The sequence below is a fragment of the Ewingella americana genome (assembly GCF_006438725.1).
GTDB classification, from domain to species: Bacteria; Pseudomonadota; Gammaproteobacteria; order Enterobacterales; family Enterobacteriaceae; genus Ewingella; species Ewingella americana_A.
This window is the reverse complement of the sequence record NZ_RCZD01000021.1, coordinates 13,450-39,858: the sequence shown is the minus strand read 5'-3', so window position 1 is coordinate 39,858 and position 26,409 is coordinate 13,450. Positions and strand designations below refer to the sequence as shown.

25 protein-coding genes are annotated in these 26,409 nt (G+C 55.1%); 15 read left to right on the top strand and 10 right to left on the bottom strand.

Features of this window, described 5'->3' with window-relative positions:
• Window positions 1-2: 2 nt before the first annotated feature.
• The 5 genes from EAH77_RS24070 to EAH77_RS24050 all read right to left on the bottom strand — a co-directional run bounded on the left by EAH77_RS24070 (window position 3) and on the right by EAH77_RS24050 (window position 5,057).
• On the bottom strand, window positions 3-845 hold the full coding sequence (locus EAH77_RS24070) for a carbohydrate ABC transporter permease (RefSeq protein ID WP_140475854.1): 843 nt from the start codon (window positions 843-845) through the stop codon (window positions 3-5).
• A gap of 9 nt (window positions 846-854) precedes the next feature.
• Entirely contained in the window at window positions 855-1,778 is a 924-nt protein-coding gene (locus tag EAH77_RS24065; RefSeq protein ID WP_140475852.1) for a carbohydrate ABC transporter permease, read from the bottom strand.
• Window positions 1,779-1,839: 61 nt separating this feature from the next.
• Window positions 1,840-3,120 (bottom strand): ABC transporter substrate-binding protein, encoded by a 1,281-nt coding sequence (locus tag EAH77_RS24060; protein ID WP_140475850.1) that lies wholly within the window; start codon window positions 3,118-3,120, stop codon window positions 1,840-1,842.
• Between the two features lie 58 nt (window positions 3,121-3,178).
• Entirely contained in the window at window positions 3,179-4,357 is a 1,179-nt protein-coding gene (locus tag EAH77_RS24055) for an aminotransferase class I/II-fold pyridoxal phosphate-dependent enzyme (protein ID WP_140475848.1), read from the bottom strand.
• Window positions 4,344-5,057 (bottom strand): FadR/GntR family transcriptional regulator, encoded by a 714-nt coding sequence (locus EAH77_RS24050; RefSeq protein ID WP_140475846.1) that lies wholly within the window; start codon window positions 5,055-5,057, stop codon window positions 4,344-4,346. Before EAH77_RS24050 ends, EAH77_RS24055 begins: the two co-directional genes overlap by 14 nt.
• Before the next feature lie 327 nt (window positions 5,058-5,384).
• Here EAH77_RS24050 and fetA point away from each other — a divergent pair, with 327 nt between their 5' ends.
• Genes fetA through EAH77_RS24035 form a run of 3 tightly spaced genes read left to right on the top strand, consistent with a single transcriptional unit; the run spans window position 5,385 to window position 7,701 of the window.
• Window positions 5,385-6,056 carry an iron efflux ABC transporter ATP-binding subunit FetA gene (fetA, locus tag EAH77_RS24045; RefSeq protein ID WP_140475844.1) on the top strand — a complete coding sequence of 224 codons (672 nt, stop codon included), beginning with the start codon at window positions 5,385-5,387 and terminating at the stop codon, window positions 6,054-6,056.
• Entirely contained in the window at window positions 6,043-6,810 is a 768-nt protein-coding gene (fetB, locus tag EAH77_RS24040; protein WP_140475842.1) for an iron efflux ABC transporter permease subunit FetB, read from the top strand. The genes fetA and fetB overlap by 14 nt, the downstream gene beginning before the upstream one ends.
• Window positions 6,811-6,852: 42 nt before the next feature.
• Window positions 6,853-7,701 (top strand): DUF817 domain-containing protein, encoded by an 849-nt coding sequence (locus EAH77_RS24035; protein ID WP_140475840.1) that lies wholly within the window; start codon window positions 6,853-6,855, stop codon window positions 7,699-7,701.
• 53 nt (window positions 7,702-7,754) lie between these two features.
• On the opposite strand, the gene hutU is transcribed toward EAH77_RS24035, so the two are convergent.
• From hutU to EAH77_RS24015, 4 genes are all read right to left on the bottom strand, one after another.
• Window positions 7,755-9,440 carry a urocanate hydratase gene (gene hutU / locus EAH77_RS24030; RefSeq protein ID WP_140475838.1) on the bottom strand — a complete coding sequence of 562 codons (1,686 nt, stop codon included), beginning with the start codon at window positions 9,438-9,440 and terminating at the stop codon, window positions 7,755-7,757.
• Between the two features lie 17 nt (window positions 9,441-9,457).
• Window positions 9,458-11,038, bottom strand: coding sequence for a histidine ammonia-lyase (gene hutH, locus EAH77_RS24025; RefSeq protein WP_140475836.1), 1,581 nt, complete (start codon window positions 11,036-11,038; stop codon window positions 9,458-9,460).
• Window positions 11,039-11,147: 109 nt separating this feature from the next.
• Window positions 11,148-11,735, bottom strand: a complete 588-nt coding sequence (locus EAH77_RS24020) for a HutD/Ves family protein (protein WP_140475834.1) — start codon at window positions 11,733-11,735, stop codon at window positions 11,148-11,150.
• Window positions 11,732-13,105 carry a formimidoylglutamate deiminase gene (locus EAH77_RS24015; protein WP_140475832.1) on the bottom strand — a complete coding sequence of 458 codons (1,374 nt, stop codon included), beginning with the start codon at window positions 13,103-13,105 and terminating at the stop codon, window positions 11,732-11,734. The genes EAH77_RS24020 and EAH77_RS24015 overlap by 4 nt, the downstream gene beginning before the upstream one ends.
• 251 nt (window positions 13,106-13,356) lie before the next feature.
• Here EAH77_RS24015 and hutC point away from each other — a divergent pair, with 251 nt between their 5' ends.
• The 12 genes from hutC to nth all read left to right on the top strand — a co-directional run bounded on the left by hutC (window position 13,357) and on the right by nth (window position 24,945).
• Complete coding sequence (gene hutC, locus EAH77_RS24010; RefSeq protein ID WP_140475830.1) at window positions 13,357-14,142, top strand: histidine utilization repressor; 786 nt, start codon at window positions 13,357-13,359, stop codon at window positions 14,140-14,142.
• A 215-nt stretch (window positions 14,143-14,357) separates the two neighbouring features.
• The gene (gene hutI / locus EAH77_RS24005; protein WP_140475828.1) at window positions 14,358-15,620 is read left to right on the top strand and encodes an imidazolonepropionase; all 1,263 of its coding nucleotides are present in this window, start codon (window positions 14,358-14,360) and stop codon (window positions 15,618-15,620) included.
• Window positions 15,617-16,444, top strand: a complete 828-nt coding sequence (hutG, locus tag EAH77_RS24000) for an N-formylglutamate deformylase (protein WP_140475826.1) — start codon at window positions 15,617-15,619, stop codon at window positions 16,442-16,444. The genes hutI and hutG overlap by 4 nt, the downstream gene beginning before the upstream one ends.
• A 190-nt stretch (window positions 16,445-16,634) precedes the next feature.
• Window positions 16,635-17,999 carry an anaerobic C4-dicarboxylate transporter DcuC gene (gene dcuC / locus EAH77_RS23995; protein WP_140475824.1) on the top strand — a complete coding sequence of 455 codons (1,365 nt, stop codon included), beginning with the start codon at window positions 16,635-16,637 and terminating at the stop codon, window positions 17,997-17,999.
• Window positions 18,000-18,189: 190 nt separating this feature from the next.
• A complete protein-coding gene (locus EAH77_RS23990) occupies window positions 18,190-18,645 on the top strand; it encodes a DUF2569 domain-containing protein (protein ID WP_140475822.1) in 456 nt (151 codons plus the stop codon).
• A gap of 113 nt (window positions 18,646-18,758) precedes the next feature.
• Window positions 18,759-19,340, top strand: coding sequence for an electron transport complex subunit RsxA (gene rsxA, locus EAH77_RS23985; RefSeq protein WP_034790318.1), 582 nt, complete (start codon window positions 18,759-18,761; stop codon window positions 19,338-19,340).
• Complete coding sequence (gene rsxB, locus EAH77_RS23980) at window positions 19,340-19,906, top strand: electron transport complex subunit RsxB (RefSeq protein ID WP_140475820.1); 567 nt, start codon at window positions 19,340-19,342, stop codon at window positions 19,904-19,906. Before rsxA ends, rsxB begins: the two co-directional genes overlap by 1 nt.
• 10 nt (window positions 19,907-19,916) lie before the next feature.
• Entirely contained in the window at window positions 19,917-21,908 is a 1,992-nt protein-coding gene (rsxC, locus tag EAH77_RS23975) for an electron transport complex subunit RsxC (protein WP_140475818.1), read from the top strand.
• The gene (gene rsxD / locus EAH77_RS23970; RefSeq protein WP_140475816.1) at window positions 21,909-22,961 is read left to right on the top strand and encodes an electron transport complex subunit RsxD; all 1,053 of its coding nucleotides are present in this window, start codon (window positions 21,909-21,911) and stop codon (window positions 22,959-22,961) included. It abuts the gene before it with no gap.
• A gap of 22 nt (window positions 22,962-22,983) precedes the next feature.
• Entirely contained in the window at window positions 22,984-23,616 is a 633-nt protein-coding gene (rsxG, locus tag EAH77_RS23965; protein WP_140475872.1) for an electron transport complex subunit RsxG, read from the top strand.
• Complete coding sequence (locus EAH77_RS23960) at window positions 23,609-24,316, top strand: electron transport complex subunit E (RefSeq protein ID WP_140475814.1); 708 nt, start codon at window positions 23,609-23,611, stop codon at window positions 24,314-24,316. The genes rsxG and EAH77_RS23960 overlap by 8 nt, the downstream gene beginning before the upstream one ends.
• Window positions 24,313-24,945, top strand: coding sequence for an endonuclease III (gene nth, locus EAH77_RS23955; RefSeq protein WP_140475812.1), 633 nt, complete (start codon window positions 24,313-24,315; stop codon window positions 24,943-24,945). Before EAH77_RS23960 ends, nth begins: the two co-directional genes overlap by 4 nt.
• 642 nt (window positions 24,946-25,587) lie before the next feature.
• On the opposite strand, the gene EAH77_RS23950 is transcribed toward nth, so the two are convergent.
• Window positions 25,588-26,334 (bottom strand): DUF3750 domain-containing protein, encoded by a 747-nt coding sequence (locus EAH77_RS23950; protein WP_140475810.1) that lies wholly within the window; start codon window positions 26,332-26,334, stop codon window positions 25,588-25,590.
• Window positions 26,335-26,409 lie beyond the last annotated feature (75 nt).

Here is a 26,409-nt window from a genome sequence, read left to right as displayed (position 1 = left end):
AATTATCCTTTTACCGCACCGGCCGTCAGCCCCTGAACCAGGTAACGCTGAATAAACGCAAAGAACAGACAGGCAGGGATCAGCGCCAACACCGCCGCCGCCATCATGTCGCCCCAGGAAACCGCAAACTTCGACACAAAACTGAGTAGCCCAACCGGGAAGGTCATCACCTCATTTTTGTTGATTAACATCAGCGAAAACAACAGTTCGCTCCACGCGGCGGTAAACACGAAACCCAGCGTGGCGGCCATCCCCGGCAACGTCAGCGGGATAATCACTTTACGCAGCGCCATAAAACGCGTGCACCCTTCAAGCATCGCGGACTCTTCCAAATCTTTCGGAACGCTGTCAAAAAACGATTGCATCAGGAACGTCGCGAACGGCACGTTGAAAGCGGTGTAAATCAGAATCAGCCCGAGCAGGCTGTTGGTTAGCCCGAGCGGGGCCATCACTTTATAGATTGGTGCGAGGATCATCACCAGCGGGAACATCTGCGTGAACAGCAGCAGCGCCGCCATCACCGTTTTTCCCTTGAACGTGAAACGGGAGAACGCAAAGCCCGCGCCGGCGGCAATCACCGTGGTCAACAATGCTGTGCCAAACGACACCATCAGGCTGTTGAAGAAATAGAGCGGAAACTGGCTTTCGGTAAATACGCGCTGAAAATGAATCAGCGTCAGTTGGCTCGGCCACATGCGAACCCCTTCGCTGTACAGCAGTTTGTCCGGCGTGATTGAGATTTTGATCAGCCAGTAAATGGGGAACAGCGCGAACAACAGATAGAACAGGATCCCCAGCCGGTGCCCGCCTTTGCGCAGCCATACGCCGAGTGTTAATGCGTTCATGTGGCTCTCCTATTTCAATAACTGATGGCGGATGCGCAGCAATACCAGCGCGTAAAATGTCATCAATACCAGCAGAAAGACCGCCATCGCTGAGGCATAGCCAAAGTCAAGTTTGCGGTACGCGGTAGTGAAAATGAAATTCGACAGAATCGACGTCGAATTCGCCGGGCCACCGTCGGTCATCACCACAATCAGATCGGCAAAATTGGCGATCCAGATGGTGCGCAGCATCACCGTGATGGCGATCATCGGCGCCAGAAACGGCAAGGTGACTTTGCAAAACTGCTGCCAGCCGGAGGCACCGTCCATCGCCGCCGCTTCATACAGATCCTTGGGAATCGACTGCAACGCGGCCAGTAATGTAATAGCGAAAAACGGAATGCCGAACCAAACGTTCGCCACCACCGGCCCGTACAGCGCCAGTTGCGGGTCAGCAAGAATGTTGTACGGTTCTGAAATGACGTGCAGATCGGTTAGCCAGTAAGGCAGCACACCGATCACCGGGTTGAGCAGCCACGCCCAGGTCAATCCAGAGAGAAACGCCGGTACCGCCCACGGCAGAAACACCAGCGCCTGCACCCAGCTGCGCCCGGCAAACTCACGATTGAGCAATAATGCCAACCCCAGCCCGAGCGCAAACTGCAACACCAGCGACGTCAGCGTCCAGTTGACGGTGTGACGCAGCGCGGCATAAAAGTGGCGGTCATCAAACATGGTGCGAAAATTGTCCAGCCCCACCCAGCCGCTGTCGGACGGGTTAAGCAGCTGAATGTTTTGAAACGCATAAGAAATGCCGATCGCCATCGGGACAAAAATAAACAGACCGATCAGTACCAGCGTCGGGCTGAGATACACCCAGGGTTCCAGCAACGCCCGCAAGCGGGGAAAGCGTGGCGCGGCAGCGGTGTCTGGCGGTGAAACTTCCAACATCATGACGCGTCTCCATCAATGGGGAACGGGACACTCCGGCAACCGCTGCCGGAGTGAATGAACGTTACTTCTGCGTTGCCAGCCACGCTTGCTGCTCTTTGGTCAAATATTTGGCCCAGTCTTTCACCATACTTTCGGTGTCGTTCTGGCCGAGCAGCGTTTCCTGCGAACTGTCTTTGACGATAACTGAGTTGAAATAGCCCCAGCCCTTGAGGTGCGTCGGCATGGTCAGCGGGATGTAATCCGGGCTGTTCAGCTCGGCAAACCAGCCGGCAAACTGTGGCGCGTGGTAGTAAGCATCCTGCTCCGCGCCCTTGTAAATCGGCAGCGTGCCGACAAATTTCGACCACGTCAGGTTGTTTTCTTTGTTACTGAGAAAGGCGATCAGATCCCAGCTTTGATCCTGGTGTTTGCTCTCTTTGAACATCGACCAGCCGGTGTAACCGATGGTCGGATAGGCTTTTCCGTTCGGCCCCAGTGGCATTGGCGCAACGGAGAAATCGTCTGGGTTCATGCTGTTTTTGATAGCAATCAGCGCGTCCGGGTCTTGATCCAACATGGCGCATTTACCCGAGTAGAAACTGGAGACAATTTCGTTGAATCCCCAGTTCACGCTGTCTTTCGGCGCGTAACCTTTCTGATACATATCCACCAGGAACTGCGCGCCTTTGATGGCGCCAGGCTGAGTCAGCGTGCTGTTGCCCTGTTTATCGAAGAACTCCGGTGAACCGTTCATGGCTGCCATAAACATCATCCACGCATTGGTGCCACCGACGCCGCCGCGCATGCAATAGCCGCTAATGCCGTTGCCGAGCGCGCTGATTTTCTTCGCGTCGGCCATAAATTCATCCATGGTTTTTGGCGGCTCAGTCAGCCCGGCTTGCTGAAAGAGTTTCTTGTTCCAGAACATCGCCCGCAGGTAGAAACCGTAAGGGATCATGGTGGCGGTGCCGCCGGACGAACGCGCCATGGTCAGCGTTTTATCAGTCAGATCGGGGGTGCCTTTCCAGCTTTTCAGCCGCGGTTCGAGATCCGTCAACATGCCATTACTGGCGTACAGCCCCTGCCATGTGTCGGGCATTTCCACCACGTCCGGAAATTGACCGCTCTGAATCATGGTGCCGAGTTTCTCAAACGCCTGCCCCCATGGCAGCGACACCACTTCAATGTCGACGTCCGGGTGTTGCGCTTGGTAAGCGGTTAACATTTTTTGCAGCATTTCGGTACGCGCCGGACTGGTGATCACTTCCACCAGCGTCAGTTTGGTGGCGGCAAAACTGGCACAGGAAAACAGGCTGACGCTGAGGGCCAGCATGCTGAGCAAATGACGTTTCGGGTGTCGCATAATCTTTATTCTCCACGGCGCTAAGGGACGGATCACAGGAACAGAGGCTGTTAAGGGGTCAGGAACAGGCGCTTTCGATGGCATTCTTCAGGTCGCGCCACAAATCTTCGGTATCTTCCAGACCGATAGAGATACGGATCACCCGTGGTGACACGCCAAAATCTATCGCCGAGTTAAATTCACCCGCCTGATTGAGAACAGAAATCGCTGGCATCACCAGGCTTTCAAAACCGCCCCAGCTGACGCCCATACGGAACAGTTTCAGCGCGTTGCAGAACGCAGGGATATCGATACCCTCGCTGAGTTCGAAGGAGAACAGACCGCTGAAACCGGTCAGTGTCGAGGTGGGCAACGGATCTAAACCGGGATGATTGACCTGGGTAATACGCGAGTAACCTTGCAGACGGCGCGCCAGTTCCAGCGCGCTTTCATGATGCTGGCGCATACGCAACGGCAAAGTACGCAGGCCGCGCAACAGCAGCCAGGCTTCGTTGGCCGACAGTTTGCCGCCTAAAAACGGGCTGATATGGCGGCTAATAGCGCCGATGCGTTCGGCACTGGAAATCACCAGGCCGGCTACCACGTCGCTGTGCCCGCTGATGTATTTGGATGCAGAATGGATCACCAGATCGATGCCCACCGCCAGCGGTTTCTGAAAAATGGGCGACGCCCAGCTGTTGTCGATCATCGTCACGACGCCGTATCTCTTCGCCAGTTCGGCAATGGCCCGCAGATTTTGTTCGCCCATCACCCAACTGTTCGGACTTTCGAGATACAGCAGCTTCGCACCCTGCATCGCGGCTTCCAGCTCGGCCAGCGAACTGCCATCAACAAACTGAGATTCGATCTGAAAACGCGTGCAAAACCCGCGCAAAAAACGGTAGGTGTCCGGGTAAACATGATTGACGCACACCACTTTGTCACCAGGACCCGCCACGCTGAGAATGGCATTGCTGATCGCCGCCATACCACTGCCGAACGCCAGACAGGCCTCACCGCCTTCCAGTTCGGCAACTTTATGCTGCAACTCCACCACCGTCGGGTTGTCGACGCGGGAATAGAGCGCGTGGTCGCTGTCACCGCGAAAACGGGCGATCATGCTGTCATAATCGGTGAAACTGAATAAAGAGGATTGGTAAATTGGCGGTGAAATCGCTCCGCGATCGTGGCGTGCGTCGTGGACTAAACGGGTGCTCTCAGACAACTCATCGGACTGGCTTTTATCATCTTGCTGCATTGATCACTTCCTTCATGTCACGTTCAGTTATGTTCAGAATGTCGTTACTCAGCCTGCGGGCGGTTTCCGGCTCACGGCGCGCAATGGCTTCAAATAAGGTGCGGTGTAGCGGGAAAGAGTCGCTGAATAACGCCTGCTCCGGCGGTGATTCGAAAAAGGCGTGCAGTAAGTCGTAGATGCCGCCAACCATTTGCAGCAGCAGCGGATTGTGTGCGGCGGTGTAAATCGCGGCGTGAAATTGCCAGTCTTCTGCCCCGGCAGAACCGACGCTGAGATGGACTTTTTCCATCACATCGAGCTTTTGCTCAATAAACAACAAATCGCTTTCCGTCGCCCGCACTGCCGCCATCGCCGAAGCTTCACATTCGATGATGCGGCGCACTTCCAGCGCGTGCAGCATGGTGGCGGAATCATTCTTAAAGCGCAGCGACAGAAAGCTGTCGTTAGCTGTCACTTCTGATTGCAGAAATGTTCCACTGCCTTTTTTTCGCATAATAATGCCCAGTGCTTCCCAGCGTTTCAGCGCCTCGCGCACGGTGTTGCGGCTCACCGCCAGCCCTTCGGCCAGCACGCGCTCCGGGGGTAATTTCTCGCCCACGCGGGTGCCGGACTGCGCCACATAACGGGTCAGCGCATCGAGAACCAAGGTGTCGCTCTGCTGTGGCGCTATCGGGTGAAGCAAATTGAAATCATTTTGCATGGCGCGCCTTAAAAGAAAATTGGTCCAACAACTCAACCTATGGACCACTTTGCAAAACGCCTGCCAGTTTTCACTGTGTTTCGTAACACGTTGTTTATTATTAATAATAAAATAAAGAGGGCGGGTTTTAAAAAAAAGCGGGGATCCCGTTGGTGCATAAATAACGGGCGTCGTGCAATAGTCGTGCAATAAGTGTGCAATCAGAGCCTTTGCCTGATGGCATTGTGATGCTTAATGCAGAACACCCCTGCATCCTGCTGCATTTTCAATGGCATATCCCCTGGTGTTAGTATGTCCTTTCATAATTTCACCAGGGATTTCCCTTCTATGCCGCAATCTGGTCCGTTACTGCAATTGCAGGACGTCAGTTTTTCACTCAATAACCAGACTTTACTGGAACCGGTGTCATTTACTCTCAATCCTGGCGAGTTCACACTGCTGACCGGGCCTTCCGGCAGCGGGAAGAGCACCTTGCTCAAAATTATCGCCTCGCTGCAAACCCCAACTGGCGGGACGATCCGCTTCAAAGGGGAAGATATTGCGCGGCTGAAGCCTGAAACCTACCGCCAGCAGGTTTCGTATTGTTTCCAGACGCCGACGCTGTTTGGCGAAACAGTGCAGGATAATCTGGCCCTGCCGTATGAAATTCGCGGCAAGAAGATGGATGTTGAGAAAGTGAAAGAGTGGCTGATGCGGGTGCATCTGTCGGCGGATATATTAGATAAACGCACACAGGAGCTCTCCGGAGGGGAAAAACAGCGGGTGTCGTTGTTGCGTAATCTACAATTTCTGCCCGATGTGCTGCTGCTCGATGAGGTAACCAGCGCGCTGGACGAAGAAAACAAACTGAATATCAATCAGATCATTGCCAGTTTGGTTCGCGAACAGCAGCTTGCCGTGCTGTGGGTCAGCCATGACCAGAACGAAATCCGCCATGCTCAAAACGTCATCACCCTGACCCGCCACGCCGACGAGAAAACCGCCCATGAACCAACATAACATCACCAACGAATCCCTAGCGCTGGCGCTCATTCTGGTGGTCGTCGCCCTGCTGGTCAGCAAAAAAGAGAAGCTTGGTCTGGAAAAAGACATCATCTGGAGCGTGGCCCGCGCCATTGTCCAACTGGTGATGGTCGGCTATGTGCTCAAATACATTTTCGAGCTGAATAACGGCTGGCTGACGGTGCTGATGGTGCTGTTTATCTGCGTTAACGCCGCGCTGAACGCCAAAAAACGCAGCCGCAATATTGATAACGGGTTTGTGATTTCGTTTATCGCCATTTCCGTCGGGACTACGCTGACGCTGGTCGTCCTTTTACTCAGCCGTTCCATTGAGTTTTTACCGATGCAGGTGATCCCGATTTCGGGGATGATCGCCGGTAACGCCATGGTCGCGGTAGGCCTGTGTTACAGCAACCTCAACCAGCGCTTTATCGATAACCAGCAAAAAATCCTTGAGATGCTGAGCCTCGGCGCCTCAACCAAAATGGCATCCGGGTCGATTATTCGTGACAGCATCCGCGCAGCGATGATCCCCACCGTCGATGCCGCTAAAACCGTCGGGCTGGTCAGCCTGCCGGGTATGATGTCCGGGCTGATTTTCGCCGGCATCGACCCGGTAAAGGCCATCAAATATCAGATCATGGTGACCTTCATGCTGCTGGCAACCGCCAGCTTGTCGACAATCATTGCGGGCTATCTCTCCTACCGCCGTTTTTACAATGAACGTGCGCAATTGCGGGTGATGAAATAGAATTCGCCATCGCTTTTTGCCGCATTCACTTCTGGGACAAAAATGGCACCTTTACAACGACTTGACCACACTCTGACCATACCCCGCCCGTTACAGCCCATCAGCGGACTGCGACGTTTTCTGACCGAGTTTGTGTTTTTCGGCATCAAGGAAGCGCGGGCTTGCCTGTTTGTCGCCATATTTTTCCTGGCGGTCTTTCTGGTGCCGCGCGCAGGTCTGTTCCATATTCCACGCTATGACGTTCTGCTGCTGGTGGCACTGTTTGTGCAAATCTGGATGCTGGCCACGAAACTGGAAACGTTGGATGAATTCAAAGCGGTGATGTTGTTTCACGTGGTGGGATTTGCGCTGGAAGTGTTTAAAACCTCTGCGGGGATCCGCTCATGGAGCTACCCGGACTTTGCTTACACCAAGTTGTTTGGCGTACCGCTGTTTTCCGGTTTTATGTATGCGGCAGTCGGCAGTTATATGATCCAATCCTGGCGGTTATTAGATCTGAAAGTGCGTAATTATCCACCTTACAGTCTGGCGGCGATCTCCTCTCTGCTGATTTATGTCAACTTTTTCACCCACCACTACATTGGCGATTTCCGCTGGTATATCACCGCGTTGGTGTTTGGCCTGTATGCGCGCAGTTATGTGGTATTCACACCTTACGATACGCCACGGCGTATGCCGCTGATCCTGGCTTTTATCTTGATAGGTTTCTTTATCTGGCTGGCAGAAAATATCAGCACCTTCTTCACCCTCTGGTACTACCCGAATCAGGTGCTCAGTTGGTCAGGCGTGCATCTCGGCAAATGGAGTTCATGGGCGCTGCTGGTGATCATGACCTTCACCATGATCACCTGCCTGAAGAACATCAAAAAACATGTGCATATTCCGGTGTAAACCATCAGGAAAAGACCAGGCCGGCAGCATCAATGGTCGGCCTCGTCTGATAGCTATTTAATCATCGGCAGATTCAGTTCATTCCTTTGGGCACATTCAATCGCCTGCTCGTAACCCGCGTCAGCGTGGCGCATTACGCCAGTTGCCGGGTCATTCCACAGTACGCGTGACAGCCGGGCATCAGCCTCCTTGGTGCCGTCACAAACAATCACCATTCCGGCATGCTGCGAAAAGCCCATCCCGACACCGCCGCCATGGTGCAGACTGACCCAGGTGGCGCCACCGGCGGTATTAAGCAAAGCATTGAGCAACGGCCAGTCGGAGACCGCATCAGAGCCGTCTTTCATCGCCTCAGTTTCACGGTTCGGTGAAGCCACTGACCCGGCATCAAGATGATCGCGGCCGATAACCACCGGCGCTTTCAGCTCGCCATTGCGTACCATTTCGTTAAAAGCCAGCCCCGCAATATGGCGTTCACCCAACCCCAGCCAGCAGATACGTGCAGGTAATCCCTGAAACGCGATGCGCTCGCTGGCCATGTTCAGCCAGTTGATCAGATTGGCATTATCCGGGAACAGCTCTTTTAGCTTGGCATCGGTTTTATAGATATCTTCCGGGTCACCGGACAGTGCTACCCAGCGGAACGGACCTTTACCTTCGCAAAATAGCGGGCGGATATAGGCAGGAACAAAACCAGGGAAATCGAAGGCGTTCAGTACCCCTTCCTCTTTAGCAACCTGACGGATGTTATTGCCATAATCCACCGTCGGGATGCCCATCGCGTGGAAATCGAGCATCGCCTGGACGTGTTTTGCCATTGAGGCGCGCGCGGCTTTCACGACGGCCTGAGGGTCAGAGATTTTGGTCTCCTGCCACTGCTCTACCGTCCAGCCTTCCGGCAAATAGCCATTGAGCGGATCATGGGCAGAGGTTTGATCCGTCACGATATCCGGACGTAAACCGCCCTGTTTGGCACGCGCCACCAGCTGTGGCATCAGTTCAGCCGCGTTGCCCAGCAGCCCAACCGAGATGGCCCTATTTTCTGCACAGGCTTTTTCAATCATCGTCAGCGCTTCGTCGATGCTGTGGGCTTTGTGGTCGAGATAACGGGTGCGGATACGGAAATCAATACGCGACTCCTGGCACTCAATCGCCAGAACACAGGCTCCTGCCAGCACGCCAGCTAAGGGTTGTGCGCCTCCCATGCCGCCAAGCCCGGCGGTCAGGATCCATTTGCCCCGTAAATTGCTGTCGTAGTGCTGACGGCCCGCTTCGGCAAAAGTTTCATACGTTCCCTGCACAATGCCCTGCGCACCGATGTAAATCCACGAACCGGCTGTCATCTGGCCGTACATCATTAGGCCGGCTTTATCCAGTTCGTGGAAGTGCTCCCAGTTAGCCCAGTGCGGCACCAGATTGGAGTTGGCGATCAGCACGCGTGGCGCATCCGTATGCGTGCGGAATACGCCTACCGGTTTGCCGGACTGCACCAGCAACGTTTCGTCTTCACGTAATTTACGCAAACTGTCGAGAATGGCTTCGAAAGCTGGCCAGTTACGGGCTGCTTTACCAATCCCGCCATACACCACCAGATCTTCCGGGCGCTCGGCAACATCTGGGTCAAGGTTGTTTTGCAGCATGCGGTACGCGGCCTCAATCAGCCAATTTTGGCAGCTCAACTCGGTACCATGAGGGGCGCGAACCACGCGCGCAACGGCTGTTTTCTGCGGTGCATTCATGTTGTGTTCCTTATTCATCAGTTAAAACTCGGCAACAAAGCTTGAATGACCGATGGCCACTCACTTCGGCTGGCCCAAAGACGCATGGCTTCTACGTCCGGTGCCATAAGGCGATCCCGCTCGAGGTAGGCTACTTTTTCGCGGATCAGGTGCAGCTCGTTCTCCAGTACGGCGGAACTTTTCAGCGGACGGATAAAATCAATGCCCTGCGCGGCAGCCATGGCTTCGATCCCGACGACGACCGAGGTGTTAAAGCACATTTCCCCCAAACGGCGCGCCGCGTAAGTCGCCATGGAGACGTGGTCTTCCTGATTCGCGGAAGTCGGCAGACTGTCCACACTGCCAGGATGCGCGAGCGATTTATTCTCTGAAGCCAGCGCGGCGGCGGTTACCTGCGCAATCATAAAGCCGGAATTAACACCTCCGTCATTAACCAAAAAGGCAGGCAGGCCGGAAAGCCCGGTATCAAGCAATAGCGCCAGACGGCGCTCCGAAATCGCGCCAATTTCCGCCACGGCCAGCGCGATGATGTCGGCCGCAAAGGCCACTGGCTCGGCGTGAAAATTCCCCCCGGAAATCACGTCGCCATTTTCAGCAAAGACCAACGGGTTGTCAGACGCCGCATTGGCTTCAATTTGCAGGACACGGGCCGCATGTTGCAGGTTATCGAGACAAGCGCCCATTACCTGCGGCACACAGCGGATAGAATAGGGGTCCTGCACGCGGCCACAGTCAGCGTGAGAGGTGACAACGTCACTCCATTCCAGTAATGCACTGACCGCCGCCGCAACGGCGATCTGTCCCAGTTGTCCACGCGCCTGATGAATACGCGGATCGAGAGGTTTCACCGAGCCTTTAATGGCTTCCAGCGACAGCGCACCGGCTACCAGACCGGCGGAAAAGACGCGTTCGGCCTCAAACAAACCGGCGAGTGCCAGCGATGTTGATACCTGTGTACCGTTGAGTAACGCCAGACCCTCTTTGGGCCCCAGCTCAACCGGTTTCAGGCCGACAGTCGCCAGCCCTTCGGCAGCAGACATTCTTACGCCCTGCACCGTGACCTCACCCTCACCAATCAACATCAGGGAGAGATGCGCCAGCGGTGCTAAATCACCGGAAGCACCGACCGAACCCTTCTCTGGAATACAGGGTAAGACGCCCGCATTCAGCAAGGTGATCAGCGCATCGATCACTTCCATGCGGATACCAGAGTGACCGCGCGACAGGCTTAACACTTTGGTGGTCATGATCAGGCGGACAACGTTATCCGCCAGCTCTTTGCCCACGCCGACACTGTGCGACAGCACCAGGTTACGTTGCAATTCAGCCAGACGTTCTGCCGGAATACGGGTCTGGGCCAGCTTACCGAAACCGGTATTGATGCCGTACACCACTTTGCCTGACTCGACGATACGGTTAACGGTTTCCTGCGAAGCCAGCACGCCAGCGCGTGCGTCATCCGCCAGTTCAACGCGAACCGTCCAGGGCTGAAGTTTATCGGTACGTTTCTCAGCAGAATAAATGGTGCGCAGCATCGCCAGATCAACCTGACCCGGATGCAGGTGGCAGACGGTAATGTCATTGGGTAAAGAAGACATAATCTAATCCTGTATAGACAAGAAAAAATGAATAATGCCCGGTAAAAAAGACGTCTGGCGGGCGGTGTAATGGTTCAGTGCAATAATTGTTTACGGTGTTTCCATGAGCTCAGGCAGTAACCGCGCCTGTCTCAATCTCAACCCACAACATCAAAGACTCGGGTAGCAAGGGCTGAACGTTCACTTCGGGGAAATTGCCGGTGCCAGCCATCCAGAAAAGCCCCTCAGACGTAACCAACGCGCAGGAATTCCCCACCTGCCACTGCCCCTGTAAAACATACAGAACCCCGGCTCGATCCTGATGGATACAGAATGACGAATGTTGAGAAGTAACGCGCGCAAGCGCCTTGGCACGGCAAGTCATGACATTAAAATCGGTGGTAGTGCCATTAATCAGGCGGGCGCAGACTGGCGTTTCTCCGGCAAAAGCAAAGGGTTCACCGGGGCGGCTTAAACGGTGTTCATTACCTCCTTCCAGGGACAACTGCACACCCGCGCCGCTCAGCAGCGTAATAGAGCGGTCGACGCCTTCGAAGCGTGAAAACGGCCCGTCATTAGCGATAGTCGCAATGCTGGCACGCCATGCAAAAGCGGCCTCACCGGCAGGCCAACTGACGATCTCACGTGTTTCGCCACCGCCGTTGCGCCAAGGGGTAACGGGCAGGTTATCGAAGGTAAATCGCTGTAAGACTGTCATGCAGGATACTCCGCAAGTCTTTTCAGCAAGGTAAGGAAATCGGCGCTGGCTTGACGCTGCTGAGGATGTTGGCCGTTAACCACTTTGGCTTCGCCGCCCACAAATACATCGCAAATTTGCGCGGCACTGCCGGCAAACAGCCAGCGGTTAAGCAATTCATTCTCATGGGCGGCGGCCAGATAAGGGTCATCACCATCAAGCACCAACCAGTCACCACGGTAGCCAACTGCCAGTTGGCCTACCGCTACGCCGCAGGCCTGCGCACCACCAGCCAGTGCCTGGGTATAGAGTAAATCGCCCACGGAAGTCTGCGTGGCATCGGTCAGTCGGTTACGGCGCTGGTCGCGCAGACGCTGGCCATATTCCAGCCAGCGCAACTCTTCCACCACATTGAGAGACACATGGCTGTCGGAGCCGATCCCCCAACGCCCTTTATGCGCCAGATAATCTACAGCGGGAAATGTGCCATCACCCAGATTGGCCTCAGTCGTTGGGCACAGCCCCACCACAGCGCCACTGGCAGCGATGCTTGCCAGTTCGAAGCGGTCAGGATGGGTGGCGTGAATCAGGCACCAGCGATCATCAACCTCGATGTTATCAAACAGCCAGGCGACAGGCCGCTGGCCGCTCCATCCGAGACAGTCATTCACCTCTTTCAATTGCTCAGCAATATGAATATGCACGGGCAGCGAGGCATCACTGGCAGCCAGAACCTCCGTCATTTGTTCGCGGGAAACGGCGCGCAGGGAGTGAAAGCACAGCCCCTGATTTTGTAATGGTTTGCCTTTAAGCTGCCCGGTAATCACCTGCTGTTGTTTCAGGTAATGCGCAGTATTCTGAATAAAGCGTTTTTGCCCGCTCTGCGCTGGTTGTGCGCCAAATCCCGCATAGCTGTAAAGCACCGGCAGCAGCGTCAGGCCGATCCCGGCACTTTGTGCTGCCTCACTCAGATGCGCGGTCATTTCACCGATATCCGCGTAAGGCTTACCGTCGGTATCGTTATGCAGGTAGTGGAATTCAGCGACCTGCGTATACCCGCCTTTCAGCATTTCGATATACAACTGACGGGCAATCACCCCAATCTGTGGCGGCGTCAGCCGCGCCACCATGCGATACATCAGCTCCCGCCAGGTCCAGAAACTGTCTTGCGGGTCACCCGCCACTTCCGCCAGCCCCGCCATCACCCGCTGAAAAGCGTGTGAATGCAGGTTTGGCATACCAGGAACGACCGGCCCGTTGAGCCGGTGACAACCGTCTGGCGATGCATCTGCCGTAACGGCGCTGAGCAGCCCTGCGGCATCGATGTCCAACCGGACATTGCGCGCCCAGCCCTTTGGCAGTAAAGCGCGTGTGGCAAAATAAGCTGGCATTAAGACGGTCCTGAATGCGGGTTAGCAGGGAAGATCACAACAGTTATTTTCAGGAAACAATTGTGAAACGCTTAGGTCACTTGTCTATACATATACATACACCAAAAGGAACTGTAAACTGACTACGGTGTTTTTTTTAATAAAAACGGTTCTTATCACGCACCGAAATAACGTAAACCTTCGTTTGTTCGGCATTATTTATTACACTTTAACGTCTTGAGCCTGGCAGGCTTTTCCACTGAGGTAGTGACATGTCTGAATCAACGCCGTTCTCCCAACAGGGCGTTTCCCAACAAACGTTGTCGGAACTGGCTGCCGCCATGAGTGATGCCCCCGCGCCGATATACCAGCGCGTAAAACAGGCGATTATCGGGCAAATTCGCAGCGGTATCTGGCAGCCTCATCAACGTGTGCCGTCGGAAAGCGAACTGGTCAACGAACTGGGTGTCAGCCGCATGACCATTAACCGCGCGCTGCGTGAGTTGACCAGTGAGGGTTTTCTGATCAGGATGCAGGGCGTCGGTACCTTTGTTGCTGAGGCCAAGGCCTATACGCCGATGCTCGAAGTGCATAATATTGCCGATGAAATTGCCCGGCGCGGGCATCGCCACAGTAGCCAGATACTGGCCTGTGAAGCCCAGGTTGCCGATGCCGAGCAGGCGCTGCAGCTGGGTATAAAACCCGGTGACACGCTGTTTTATTCGCAAATCGTTCACTTTGAGAATGATGTGCCGGTACAAATTGAAGATCGTTTTGTGAACCCGGCAACCGCACCCGATTATTTGCAGCAGGTTATGAACAGTGCAACGCCCTATGCTTATCTGATGAGGATTGCTCCGCTGACTGCCGGGGAGCATCGCGTCGAAGCCATCAGCGCCAGCGACACACAGCGTCAGTTGTTGCAGTTGAAAGAACATGAGCCTTGCCTCCTTATTCATCGCCGTACCTGGAGCGGTAACCGCGTGGTCACGTCCGCACGTCTGGTCTACCCCGGCTCCCGCTACCAGCTGTTTGGCCGCTTTACCAGCCACGGCTGAGTCGTTGCCCCCTTTGCAGGCTGACTCACAGCCTGCTTATTCTTGACGAAAACACTGTATTTATAAACAGCCCCGCCGTCTAATGCCGCCCTTCAATTTTGGAATGCACCTCGAAATACGAAAAATACGCCCCGCCCATCCCTTGCCGCTTTTTGGTGAATGCGTTAGCTTGAATGTAGTTGTCTATACAAGACAAGAACAGTCAGGAGTTTTGCATGTCGTCATTGAACGCCCCCAATATACCCGCCTCAGGCACGGTAATTTGCGACAGCCTGTGGACCGGTTCGTCGCTAGTCACCATGCAGGATGGCCGTTATAACATCATTGAAAACGGGGTGTTAGCCGTTAAGGATGGCCAGATTATCTGGCTGGGTACCGAGGAAAACAGTCCTGATTTTGTCACTGCAGTCCGCCATGACTTCGATGGTGGTATCGTTACCCCTGGCTTTGTCGACTGCCATACCCATCTGGTTTTTGGTGGTGATCGCAGTGCTGAGTTCGAGCAACGCCTGAACGGCGTCAGTTATGCCGAGATTGCAGCTCAGGGTGGCGGGATCTTATCGACCGTGAATGCTACGCGTAAGGCCAGCCATCAACAGTTGTTTGAGCAGGCACGTTTCAGGCTGATGCCCCTTCTGGCCGAGGGCGTGACCTGTGTCGAGATCAAATCGGGTTACGGGCTGAGTGACGAGAGCGAACTGAAAATGCTGCGGGTGATCCGTGAGCTGGCACAAAGTATGCCAGTCAGGGTGAAATCTACCTGTCTGGCTGCACATGCCTTGCCCCCTGAGTTCAAAGGCCGGGCGGATGAATATATCCAGCACATTTGTGACGTATTGCTGCCGCAGGTGGCAGCAGAAAATCTGGCAGATGCCGTGGATGCTTTCTGCGAGCATCTGGCCTTTTCTCCGGCCCAGGTTGAACAGGTATTTAAACGCGCCGTCAGCCTCGGGTTACCGGTAAAACTGCACGCCGAGCAGCTCTCTTCCCTGCACGGCAGCCAGCTTGCGGCACGTTATTCCGCCCTTTCCGCCGATCACCTCGAATACGCCACCGAAGAGGATGTGAAAGCCATGGCGGCTGCAGGAACCACCGCCGTGTTACTGCCCGGAGCCTATTATTTATTGCGTGAAACGCAGACACCGCCGGTAGCGTTATTTCGCCAGTATGGCGTCCCTATCGCAATTGCCAGCGATGCCAACCCCGGCACGTCACCGGTGCTCTCTCTACGACTGATGCTGAACATGGCCTGCACGCTATTTCACATGACTCCCGAGGAAGCGCTGGCTGGCGTCACCTGCCACGGCGCACGTGCTCTGGGTTTGCAAAATTCTCATGGGACACTGGAAGTGGGAAAAGCGGCAGATTTCGTCCACTGGCCACTGGCGCGCCCGGCGGAACTGGTTTATTGGTTGGGCGGACAACTGCCCTGCACCGTGATTTATCAAGGACATATCAGAGGAGCTACCTGCGCATGAGCCTGCATTCGAATCCCATCATTACCGAACCCTATCATTTCACTGCGGGCAACAGCCCGTTATTAATCAGCATTCCACACGCCGGTACGCGGCTGACGCCTGAGGTCGCCAGTGGTCTGAGCGACGACGCACTACCGCTGTCAGACACCGACTGGCATATTCCCCGGCTGTATGATTTTGCCCGCGAGATAGGCGCGAATATGGTGGTCGGCCAGTATTCGCGCTTGGTAATTGACCTTAACCGCCCGTCAGACGATCAACCGCTCTATTCTACCGCCACCACCGGCCTGTTCCCCGACACCCTGTTCGACGGGCGTCCGACGTTCAAAGCCGGACATCAACCGGATGAAGCAAGCCGCCAGCGCTATCTGGAGCAAATATGGCAACCGTATCATCAGAAAATTGCCGCCGAACTGGCGCGTATTAAGCAGCAGTACGGTTATGCGCTGTTGTTTGATGCCCACTCAATCGCCTCGGTGATCCCCCGTTTATTCGAGGGGAAACTGCCAGACTTGAATCTCGGCACCTACAGTGGCGCAAGCTGCGCGCCAGCATTGAGCCAAACCCTTGAAGCGATATGCAAGCAACAGTCGCAATTCAGCCATGTTCTCAATGGACGCTTTAAAGGCGGCTATATTACCCGGGCCTATGGCCAGCCGGATCAGCATCAACACGCCGTTCAGCTGGAGTTGGCGCAGTGTAATTACATGGAAGAGTGTGAACCTTTCGGGTTTATCGCGGATAAAGCAGCGCAGTTGCAAACTCTGCTGCGCCCGATGCTGGAGGGGATGTTGCAATGGGGTGTTAGGGTTTATGGGCGTTAAACTCAACGCGGTTTACCTTCTCTTCCTGGGTCGTGGCTGACATTTTTTCAAAAGCGACTCCGAGTTCACATTTAGTACTCCACTCAATAACTCACCAACAATTCATTGATAAACGTCATAGACGCTTGACCCTCTCATTGTGCACAGTGCCCGCCTTTGTATTTTTATACAATTTCTGGGAACTCAAACTATGTGGGATTTACTGATAGGACTGGTGGTGACCGTCGCGGTGGGCCGCTACATCATCAAAGGCTATTCGCCGACCGGTGTGTTGATGGTGGGCGGCTTACTGTTGCTGATCATCAGCGCATTGATGGGTAACAACGTATTACCAGAGAGCGCGAAATCGACCGGCTGGAATGCCACCGATATCGTCGAGTACGTGAAAATCCTGCTGATGAGCCGTGGCGGCGATCTCGGCATGATGATCATGATGCTGTGTGGTTTTGCGGCCTACATGACGCATATTGGCGCTAATGATGTGGTCGTGAGACTGGCTTCGCGTCCGCTACAGATGATCAACTCTCCTTATGTACTGATGGTTGCCGCTTATATTTTGGCCTGCCTGATGTCGCTGGCGGTCTCTTCAGCAACAGGTCTGGGCGTGCTGCTGATGGCGACGCTGTTCCCAATTATGGTCAATGTCGGCATCAGCCGGGGTGCAGCGGCGGCCATTTGTGCCTCTCCGGCGGCCATTATTTTGTCCCCAACCTCCGGTGACGTCGTGCTGGCCGCGCAGGCTTCCAATATGTCACTGGTGGATTTTGCCTTTAAAGCTACCCTGCCAATCTCCATCGCCGCCATCGTCTCTATGGCCATCGCGCACTTCTTCTGGCAGCGATATCTCGACAAACGCGAAGCAGGCAACCCGGTGGTGATTGAAGAAACCGAAACCACCCCGGTTGAAACCAATGCGCCGTGGTATTACGCCATTCTTCCGTTTACACCGATTGTCGGCGTACTGATTTTTGACGGGAAATGGGGTCCTAACCTGCACATCATCACCATTTTGGTGATCTGTATGGTCCTGACTGCAGTGATCGAAACGTTCCGCAACCGCAACGGTAAAGCAGTATTCGCGGGTCTGGATGTGGCTTACCGTGGCATGGCGGACGCCTTCGCCAACGTGGTCATGCTGCTGGTGGCGGCGGGCGTCTTTGCTCAGGGCCTCAGTACCGTAGGGTTTATCAGCAGCCTGATTGGTTTGGCGCAAAACGTCGGGTCCGGCAGCATCGTGATGATGCTGGTACTGGTGACCATCACCGTATTGGCCGCCATGACGACCGGCTCCGGCAATGCGTCGTTCTACGCTTTCGTGGAACTCATTCCAAAACTGGCGAGTAAAATGGGCATTAACCCGGAATATCTGGTGATCCCTATGTTGCAGGCCTCCAACCTTGGCCGCACTATTTCCCCGGTCTCCGGCGTGATTGTCGCCGTGGCAGGTATGGCAAAAATCTCTCCGTTTGAAGTCGTTAAACGCACCTCCGTTCCGGTACTGGTGGGCCTGATTGTGGTGGTGGTCGCCACACAAATCTTTATCCCCCTGCATTAACCCGTTCAGCGGGCGCAGCCAACTGCGCCCGTTAACCAAAAAAAATCCAATCCCGCTCATCTCATCAATCACATGAATACGATAGAGCCTCCCGGCATCTCAGGGTAAACTTCTGCGCCTTATAAGACGGGCTTTCCCTGATGTTCGGGATAAGACCTGCAACTATTCTGTATTAAAGCGAAGGCTGATTATGTCTCAACAACCGATCTCCCCGGATAAAAGCTACAAACGTATTGGTGGCTGGTTACTGGCACCGATGGCGTACCTGATTGTTACGCTGATGAGTGTCGCGCTAATGCTGGTCCTGTTTTCACTGGCGCTGTTTATGCCGGAATCGCGGGATTATCTGCTGACCAACTCGCAGGCATTTACCCTGCAGTGGTATTTCTCGGTCGTGACGACGCTGGCGATGGGGGCTTTTACTGTTGCGCTGCTGTGGCAGTTCTGCAAACGCAGCCGATACGTGCCGAAGATGTTCATCATCTGGTTATTGTGTACCGTGCTGCTGGCTGTAAAAGCCTTCGCCTTTTCACCGATTAATGACGATATGGCCGTGCGTAATTTGTTATTAGCGCTACTGGCCGCGGCCCTGCTGGTACCTTATTTCAAACGTTCGCGCCGGGTGAAAGAGACCTTTACCGAATAACCCTGTGGTTACCCCGTTGTCCCCGGGGCGCTTATTTAAGATAATAAGCGGTTGTAGCTTCTGATCTGCACGGTCAGGCGCTGATTTATTTCCCGTTATCTTCAGGCAATGTCATGACTTCTTACCTGTTACTGTTCGTCGGCACCGTGCTGGTGAACAATTTTGTTTTGGTTAAGTTTCTCGGTTTATGTCCGTTTATGGGCGTATCCAAAAAACTCGAATCCGCCATTGGCATGGGATTAGCCACTACATTCGTCATTACGTTGTCGAATATCTGCTCGTGGATTGTAAACACTTTCGTCCTGATGCCGCTGGGTCTGGTTTACCTGCGCACCATGGCCTTTATTCTGGTCATCGCCGTTGTCGTGCAGTTCACCGAGATGGTGGTGCGCAAAACCAGCCCGTCACTTTATCGCCTGCTGGGTATCTTTCTGCCGCTAATCACCACCAACTGCGCGGTGCTTGGCGTGGCGCTGCTCAACATCAATCAGGCCCACAATTTCATGCAGTCCGCGCTGTATGGCTTTGCCGCGTCGCTCGGTTTCTCGCTGGTGATGGTGCTGTTTGCGGCTATCCGCGAACGCCTGGTGGTGGCGGATGTGCCTGCACCGTTTAAAGGGTCGTCAATTGCGCTGGTCACTGCGGGCCTGATGTCTCTGGCCTTTATGGGCTTTACCGGTTTGGTGAAATTCTAATGTTTGAACTGTGGGTTGCGATTGGTGCGCTGACGGCACTGGCACTGGTCTTCGGGCTGCTGCTGGGCTATGCGTCGCGCCGCTTTGCCGTTGAAGGCAATCCTGTTGTCGATCAGATTGACGATATCCTGCCGCAAAGCCAGTGCGCGCAGTGCGGTTACCCTGGCTGTAAACCCTACGCCGAAGCGGTCGCCAATGGCGATAGCATCAATAAATGTGTGCCCGGTGGCGAAGCGGTGATGCTCAAACTCGCCGCGCTGCTCAACGTTGAACCGCAACCGCTCGGCGATGACGTCGCGGCAGCTGTGCCCGTTCGCACCGTGGCCTATATCGATGAAAGTAACTGCATCGGCTGCACCAAATGTATTCAGGCCTGCCCGGTGGATGCCATCGTGGGTGCCACCCGCGCGGTACATACCGTGATCACCGATTTATGCACCGGCTGCGACCTGTGTGTCGCCCCCTGTCCAACCGACTGCATTGAAATGCTGCCGATTAAAACCACCACCGCAAACTGGAAGTGGGATATGCAATCCATTCCGGTGCAAGTCATTCATGCGGAGTAAGCGCAACGCCATGTTTAATCTGTTTTCCGCACTCAAGAAAGACAAACTGTGGGACTTCGACGGCGGCATTCATCCGCCCGAAATGAAGACCCAGTCGAGCCACGTGCCGCTGCGCCGTGTGCCATTATCTGAGCGCTTTATTATTCCTCTTCAGCAGCATCTCGGCCCCGAAGGCGAGCTGTGTTTGAAATCCGGTGATCGGGTATTAAAAGGCCAGCCGCTGACTACGGGTCGTGGCCGCACCGTGCCGGTTCATGCCCCGACCTCCGGCATAATCACCGCCATTGAGCCGCATATCACCGCGCATCCGTCCGGTCTGAAAGAGCTGTGTGTCCTGATTCATGCCGACGGTGAAGATCGCTGGGTTGATCGTGACGTTGTCACAGATTATCGTCAACTTGACGCGGCAGAGCTCAACGCGCGGATTCATCAGGCCGGTATTGCAGGTCTTGGCGGCGCCGGGTTCCCGACGGCCAGCAAACTTCAGGGCGGTCTGACTTCCACCCGCACGCTGATCCTCAACGCCGCCGAATGCGAGCCTTACATCACCGCCGATGACCGGCTGATGCAGGAACACGCCGGGGAAATCCTCGAAGGCACGCGCATTCTTTGCCATATGCTCCGGCCTGAGCGGGTGATTATCGGCATTGAAGACAACAAACCTGACGCTATCCGTGCGCTGAAACAGGCTATCAACGCCGAACAAGCTGACGGCGTCACCATTGAACTGCGGGTGGTGCCGACCAAATACCCGTCCGGTGGGGCCAAGCAGTTGACCAAAATCCTGACCGGTCTCGAAGTGCCGAAAGGCCATCACTCGTCGCACATTGGCGTCTTAATGCAAAACGTCGGTACGGTGTTTGCCATTAAACGCGCAATTATCGACGGCGAGCCGCTGATTGAACGCGTGGTGACGCTGACTGGCGAAGCGATGGGCAAACCGGGCAACGTCTGGGCGCGTCTCGGCACGCCAATTGCTGACCTGATGACCGAAGGCGCGCTGCGCCCGCAGGGTACGCAGAAGATGGTGATCATGGGCGGCCCGCTGATGGGCTTCACCCTGCCTTCACTCAATGTGCCGGTAGTGAAAATCTCCAACTGCCTGCTGGCGCCTTCAGAAAGCGAAATGGGCCAGCAGGAACCCGAAGAAGCTTGTATCCGTTGCAGCCTGTGTGCGGATGCCTGTCCGGCCGGTTTACTGCCGCAACAGCTCTACTGGTTCAGCCGGGGTCAGGAACATGAGAAGGCGCGCAATCATAATCTGTTTGACTGTATCGAATGCGGTGCCTGCGCCTACGTCTGCCCAAGCAATATCCCGCTGGTGCAATATTACCGCCAGGAGAAAGCCGAGATCCGCGCCGTGGATTTAGAAACCGCCAAAGCCACCGAGGCTAAAGCCCGTTTCGAAGCCAAACAGGCGCGAATGGAACGCGAGAAGCTGGCCCGCGAAGAGAAACACCAAAAATCAGCGGTGAAGCTTGATACACCACCGCTTGAGAAAGTAGAAATCGTTGAGGCTGCTACCGCCGAAGTCGATCCGCGTCAGGCGGCGCTGGCCGCGGCTATTGCGCGTGCCAAAGCCAAAAAAGCTGCCGCGACTCAGGAAATCCCGGTGGCTGCTGAGCCGGTCACCACACCATCGGCACCGGTTGAAACTGACGATGACAGCGCCCGCAAGGCCGCCGTGGCAGCAGCCATTGCCCGCGTGAAAGCCAAAAAAGCCGGGAATACCGGCCTGGTGGTGGAAGCCACCGACAGCACCCTATCTGTGACACCGTCACCGGCTCAACCGTCTGCCGACGATAAACGTAAAGCCGCTGTGGCAGCGGCCATTGCCCGCGCGAAAGCCAAAAAGGCTGCCGCGCAGGAAGAGACGTCTGAGGAAATGACATCAGAACCAACACAACAAGAAAGCGATCCACGCAAAGCCGCAGTGGCTGCTGCGATCGCCCGGGTTAAGGCGCGTAAAGCCGCTGCTCAGACCATGTCGAACGAGGAATAAATGGCCTTTCGAATCGCGAGTTCTCCTTTTACCCATAACCGCCAAAGCACCAGCACCATTATGCTGATGGTGATTCTGGCCTGTATTCCCGGCCTGCTGGCCCAGGTGTGGTTTTTTGGTTACGGCACGCTGGTGCAGCTGGCGCTGGCCATTGTCATCGCGCTGTTGACCGAAGGCGCAGTATTGCAGCTACGTAAAATGCCGGTCCAAAAGCGTCTGGGGGATAACACCGCACTGCTGACGGCAGTGTTATTGGGCATCAGCCTGCCGCCACTTGCGCCGTGGTGGATGGTGGTGATCGGTACAGTCTTTGCCATTGTGATCGCCAAACAATTATACGGCGGTCTGGGCCAAAACCCGTTCAACCCGGCAATGGTCGGTTATGTGGTATTGCTTATCTCCTTCCCGGTACAGATGACCACCTGGCTGCCGCCGGATGCACTGCAACATCACCACGTCAGTTTTGTTGATACGCTGATGACCATTTTTACCGGCCATAACAGTCAGGATTTAACCGCCTATCAGCTACAGATGAATGTCGATGGTGTCACGCAGGCCACGCCGTTGGATGCCTTCAAAACCGGGTTGCGCTCCGGCCACAGCGCCGACCAGGTGCTGGCCGAACCGCTGTTTAGTGGGATCCTGGCAGGCCTGGGCTGGCAGTGGATCAATCTCGGTTTCCTCATCGGTGGCCTGTTCCTGATGGCGAAAAAAATCATCAGCTGGCACATTCCGGTCAGTATGTTAGTGATGCTGACCTTCTGCGCCACGCTGGCCTGGGGCCTCTCACCAGAAGCCTACCCGCCACCGATGATTGGCCTGTTCTCCGGTGCGACCATGCTCGGCGCGTTCTTTATCGCCACCGATCCGGTAACAGCGTCAACCACGCCGAAAGGCCGTTTACTGTTCGGCGCACTGATTGGCCTGCTGGTGTGGCTTATCCGTACTTATGGCGGTTATCCTGACGGCATCGCTTTCGCCGTCTTACTGGCGAACATTACCGTGCCGCTGATTGACCACTACACCCAACCGCGCGTTTACGGGCACCGCTGAGGACAGCATGGAAAAAGGCAAAATGTTACAGACCATGCGCCGCCACGGTGTCACACTGGCGGTGTTTGGTGCGCTGATGACCGGCATGACGGCGGTGGTGAATATGCTCACCAAACCGACTATTGAGCATCAGGCGTTGTTGCAGCAGAAGAATCTGTTCGATGAAGTGATCCCGGCGGATGTCTATAATAATGACATGCAAAATGAGTGTTACAACGTCACCGATGAGTCCCTCGGTAGCTCAACGCCTCATCGCCTCTATCTGGCACGCAAGGACGGCAAACCGGTGGCGGCAGCGATTGAAACCACGGCACCTGATGGCTATTCCGGCGCGATACAGCTGCTGGTTGCCGCTGATTTTCATGGCAAAGTCTACGGTTCCCGCGTGCTGGAGCAACATGAAACACCTGGCCTGGGGGACAAAATTGAAGTTCGTGTTTCAGACTGGATCAAAAGTTTCGCAGGCCAGGTGGTTAACGGCTCTGGCGATGTACGCTGGGCGGTTAAAAAAGACGGTGGCATGTATGACCAGTTTACCGGTGCCACTATCACCCCGCGTGCTGTAGTTCGTTCGGTTAAACGCACCGCACTGTTTATTGAGACAGTACCGTCTCAGCTTTCCCACCTCACCCCTTGTGGAGCCCGTGATGAGTGAAGCCAGAAAGATAATTGTTCAGGGTCTGTGGACCAATAACTCTTCGCTGGTGCAGTTGCTGGGCCTCTGCCCGCTGCTGGCCGTAACCTCGACCGCCACCAATGCGCTGGGCCTCGGGCTTGCCACCACATTGGTGCTGACCTGTACCAACGCCATGATCTCCGCATTCCGTCGCTGGGTGCCCAATGAGATCCGTATTCCGATTTATGTGCTGATCATTGCCTCGGTAGTGAGCACCGTACAGATGCTGATCAACGCCTACGCCTTTGGTCTGTATCAGGCGCTGGGGATCTTCATTCCGCTTATTGTCACTAACTGTATTGTGGTGGGCCGTGCCGAAGCCTGCGCCGCCAGCAGCCCGGTACATCTGGCCGCACTCGACGGCATGATGACCGGCCTCGGCGCGACGGCGGCCATGTTTGTTTTAGGCTCCATGCGTGAAATCCTTGGCAGCGGTGTGCTGTTTAACGGCGCGGATTTACTGCTCGGCAGTTGGGCCAAAGTGCTGCGCGTAGAAGTGATTCATCTGGATAACCCGTTCCTGCTGGCGATGCTGCCACCGGGTGCGTTTATCGGTCTGGGCCTGCTGCTGGCGGGGAAATACCTGATTGACCAGCGCCAGAAAGCCAAACAAGCCGCCAAAATTCAGGCCGCTCAGCAGGAAACCCTGCCGAAAGGCAGCGCGGGCAATGCCTCATGAATAAAGAAAAACGCATTGCGATTCTCAGCCGCCTGCGGGAAAACAACCCGCAACCGACCACTGAACTGGTGTACACCACCCCGTTCGAGCTGCTGATCGCCGTACTGCTTTCAGCGCAAGCCACCGACGTTAGCGTCAACAAGGCCACGGCTAAGCTCTACCCGGTCGCCAACACGCCGGCAGCGATGCTTGAGCTGGGCGTGGACGGGGTGAAGGAGTACATCAAGACCATCGGTCTGTTCAACGCCAAAGCCGAGAACGTGATCAAAACCTGCCGCATTTTGCTGGAAAAACACAATAGTGAAGTGCCGGAAGACCGTGCCGCCCTCGAAGCCCTGCCCGGCGTAGGCCGCAAAACCGCCAACGTGGTGCTCAACACCGCCTTCGGCTGGCCCACTATTGCCGTCGACACCCACATCTACCGCGTCTGTAACCGCACCCGCTTTGCTCCCGGAAAGACCGTAGAGGACGTGGAAGATAAACTGCTGAAAGTGGTTCCCGCCGAGTTCAAACTTGACTGCCACCATTGGTTTATCCTGCATGGACGTTACACCTGTATCGCGAGGAAGCCACGGTGTGGGTCATGTATTATTGAAGACCTCTGTGAGTTTAAAGAAAAAGTTGAGTGATCAGGGGAGTCCCCTAAACCCCTTTTTAAATTCCACTTCAAATTCCAAACCTTGGGCCTGCTGCCCAAACCCGCCCAAAAGGAGGCGTAAACGCGCCTCCTCTTGGAACTCCTGCGTTTTTCTCTGAGACACCGACAGCTTCGCCGCTGGCAGGGCACGTGTTTCAGCCACTTCCGTTCACGGCGCAAAATGTCACGGCTGCGCCGTCCCCGTATTTCGGGTTCGAGCCATAGGTCTCGAACCTCTCATCCGATGCCATTTTTGACTGCGCCTTAGCGGCTATGTAAGTCAAAAGAGAAAAGACAAAAAAAGACAAAAAAAGACAAAAGCGGTCTGGTTTTGACTGTAAAAAAGCCCAGGCCGCATTCAAAAATGGCGCTGAGCAAGCGGTTCGAGACCTGAGGCTCGAATCCCGTAGCGAAGGCACCGCCTAAGCGGCGGCATTTTGCGGCTATAACAGCGGTGCCTGAAACATGGCCATTGTGACCAGCGCAGCTGCAGGTGCCCCATGAAAGAGCCCGGGAGTCCAGAGGGCGGCGGCGACTGGCCGCCTTCTGGTCGGTGTGGGCCGACGCCCACGACCTTGAATTTGAATTTGAATTTAAAGATTTAAAAGCGAATTCGGAGCGCCATTCGAAAAACTCACCCTACGCGCCCCACGAACGGTAACCGCAGTGCCGGGTTCTTGATATCCACACCCAGATTAAGCCCCAGAACGTTCACCTCGATACCTTCCTCCACACCCAGCGTGATGCCCAGCACGCCAAGAAGTGAAACCTGCACACCACGGCCCGATGGTGGTAAACCGATCGGATCGGTGATGGCGCGGTAATCTTTGCCGATGGCATTTGAGGGAAGATCCAACTGCAAATCAGGCACTTCCCGGCCTATATGCGCCATAAATGTATTACTGTTCGGCCCAGGCCAGGCGTGATAGGTGTGCGGGAAAGGGTAACTGTTGATAGCCGCTTCAATCTTCGGGATCATCGCTTCAGCCTTGGCACCACGGTGTTCCACCAGCAGTTTGGGCTGTGAACCAAACCAGTAACCGTCGGGGATAGCGTAATCGCGGCGAACCACATTGGTACTGCCCCAACTGATAACGTCATAGCGGGTGAACTGTGTTTCGCCTTCACGCTTGAAGATAATCCACGGATGCACCGCCACCAGCCCGCGCCAGCCGTAAGTCGGCGCTGTATATATCTGAATGATCGCGATACTTTTCAGCTTATGCGGATCCGGCGCGATACCTGCTGAATCCCTGCGAGCGGTCGCCCAGTTCTGCCCGGCGGGCTCTTCCCTGCTTTGTGTCGCTTTCGCGTAGCTGTAACCAAATGACAGCAACAGAACGCAGACAAACCCGAGACTTAACCATTTCATGGCGATCATGCTTTATTTACCTTTGCCTCTTTCTGAGAAAGAACCAGATTACTCAACACTGACAGGGCAGACAATGTGAAGCTA

Coding starts and splice junctions, on each gene's coding strand:
- hutC (WP_140475830.1), top strand. CDS start 13,357: ATGTCTGAATCAACGCCGTTCTCCCAACAGGGCGTTTCCCAACAAACG.
- hutH (WP_140475836.1), bottom strand. CDS start 11,038: ATGTCTTCTTTACCCAATGACATTACCGTCTGCCACCTGCATCCGGGT.
- rsxD (WP_140475816.1), top strand. CDS start 21,909: ATGGCCTTTCGAATCGCGAGTTCTCCTTTTACCCATAACCGCCAAAGC.
- EAH77_RS23950 (WP_140475810.1), bottom strand. CDS start 26,334: ATGATCGCCATGAAATGGTTAAGTCTCGGGTTTGTCTGCGTTCTGTTG.
- rsxB (WP_140475820.1), top strand. CDS start 19,340: ATGTTTGAACTGTGGGTTGCGATTGGTGCGCTGACGGCACTGGCACTG.
- EAH77_RS23960 (WP_140475814.1), top strand. CDS start 23,609: ATGAGTGAAGCCAGAAAGATAATTGTTCAGGGTCTGTGGACCAATAAC.
- rsxA (WP_034790318.1), top strand. CDS start 18,759: ATGACTTCTTACCTGTTACTGTTCGTCGGCACCGTGCTGGTGAACAAT.
- nth (WP_140475812.1), top strand. CDS start 24,313: ATGAATAAAGAAAAACGCATTGCGATTCTCAGCCGCCTGCGGGAAAAC.
- EAH77_RS24060 (WP_140475850.1), bottom strand. CDS start 3,120: ATGCGACACCCGAAACGTCATTTGCTCAGCATGCTGGCCCTCAGCGTC.
- hutI (WP_140475828.1), top strand. CDS start 14,358: ATGTCGTCATTGAACGCCCCCAATATACCCGCCTCAGGCACGGTAATT.
- EAH77_RS23990 (WP_140475822.1), top strand. CDS start 18,190: ATGTCTCAACAACCGATCTCCCCGGATAAAAGCTACAAACGTATTGGT.
- EAH77_RS24070 (WP_140475854.1), bottom strand. CDS start 845: ATGAACGCATTAACACTCGGCGTATGGCTGCGCAAAGGCGGGCACCGG.
- rsxC (WP_140475818.1), top strand. CDS start 19,917: ATGTTTAATCTGTTTTCCGCACTCAAGAAAGACAAACTGTGGGACTTC.
- dcuC (WP_140475824.1), top strand. CDS start 16,635: ATGTGGGATTTACTGATAGGACTGGTGGTGACCGTCGCGGTGGGCCGC.
- hutU (WP_140475838.1), bottom strand. CDS start 9,440: ATGAATGCACCGCAGAAAACAGCCGTTGCGCGCGTGGTTCGCGCCCCT.
- EAH77_RS24055 (WP_140475848.1), bottom strand. CDS start 4,357: ATGCAGCAAGATGATAAAAGCCAGTCCGATGAGTTGTCTGAGAGCACC.
- EAH77_RS24020 (WP_140475834.1), bottom strand. CDS start 11,735: ATGACAGTCTTACAGCGATTTACCTTCGATAACCTGCCCGTTACCCCT.
- EAH77_RS24015 (WP_140475832.1), bottom strand. CDS start 13,105: ATGCCAGCTTATTTTGCCACACGCGCTTTACTGCCAAAGGGCTGGGCG.
- fetA (WP_140475844.1), top strand. CDS start 5,385: ATGCCGCAATCTGGTCCGTTACTGCAATTGCAGGACGTCAGTTTTTCA.
- fetB (WP_140475842.1), top strand. CDS start 6,043: ATGAACCAACATAACATCACCAACGAATCCCTAGCGCTGGCGCTCATT.
- EAH77_RS24035 (WP_140475840.1), top strand. CDS start 6,853: ATGGCACCTTTACAACGACTTGACCACACTCTGACCATACCCCGCCCG.
- EAH77_RS24065 (WP_140475852.1), bottom strand. CDS start 1,778: ATGATGTTGGAAGTTTCACCGCCAGACACCGCTGCCGCGCCACGCTTT.
- EAH77_RS24050 (WP_140475846.1), bottom strand. CDS start 5,057: ATGCAAAATGATTTCAATTTGCTTCACCCGATAGCGCCACAGCAGAGC.
- rsxG (WP_140475872.1), top strand. CDS start 22,984: ATGTTACAGACCATGCGCCGCCACGGTGTCACACTGGCGGTGTTTGGT.
- hutG (WP_140475826.1), top strand. CDS start 15,617: ATGAGCCTGCATTCGAATCCCATCATTACCGAACCCTATCATTTCACT.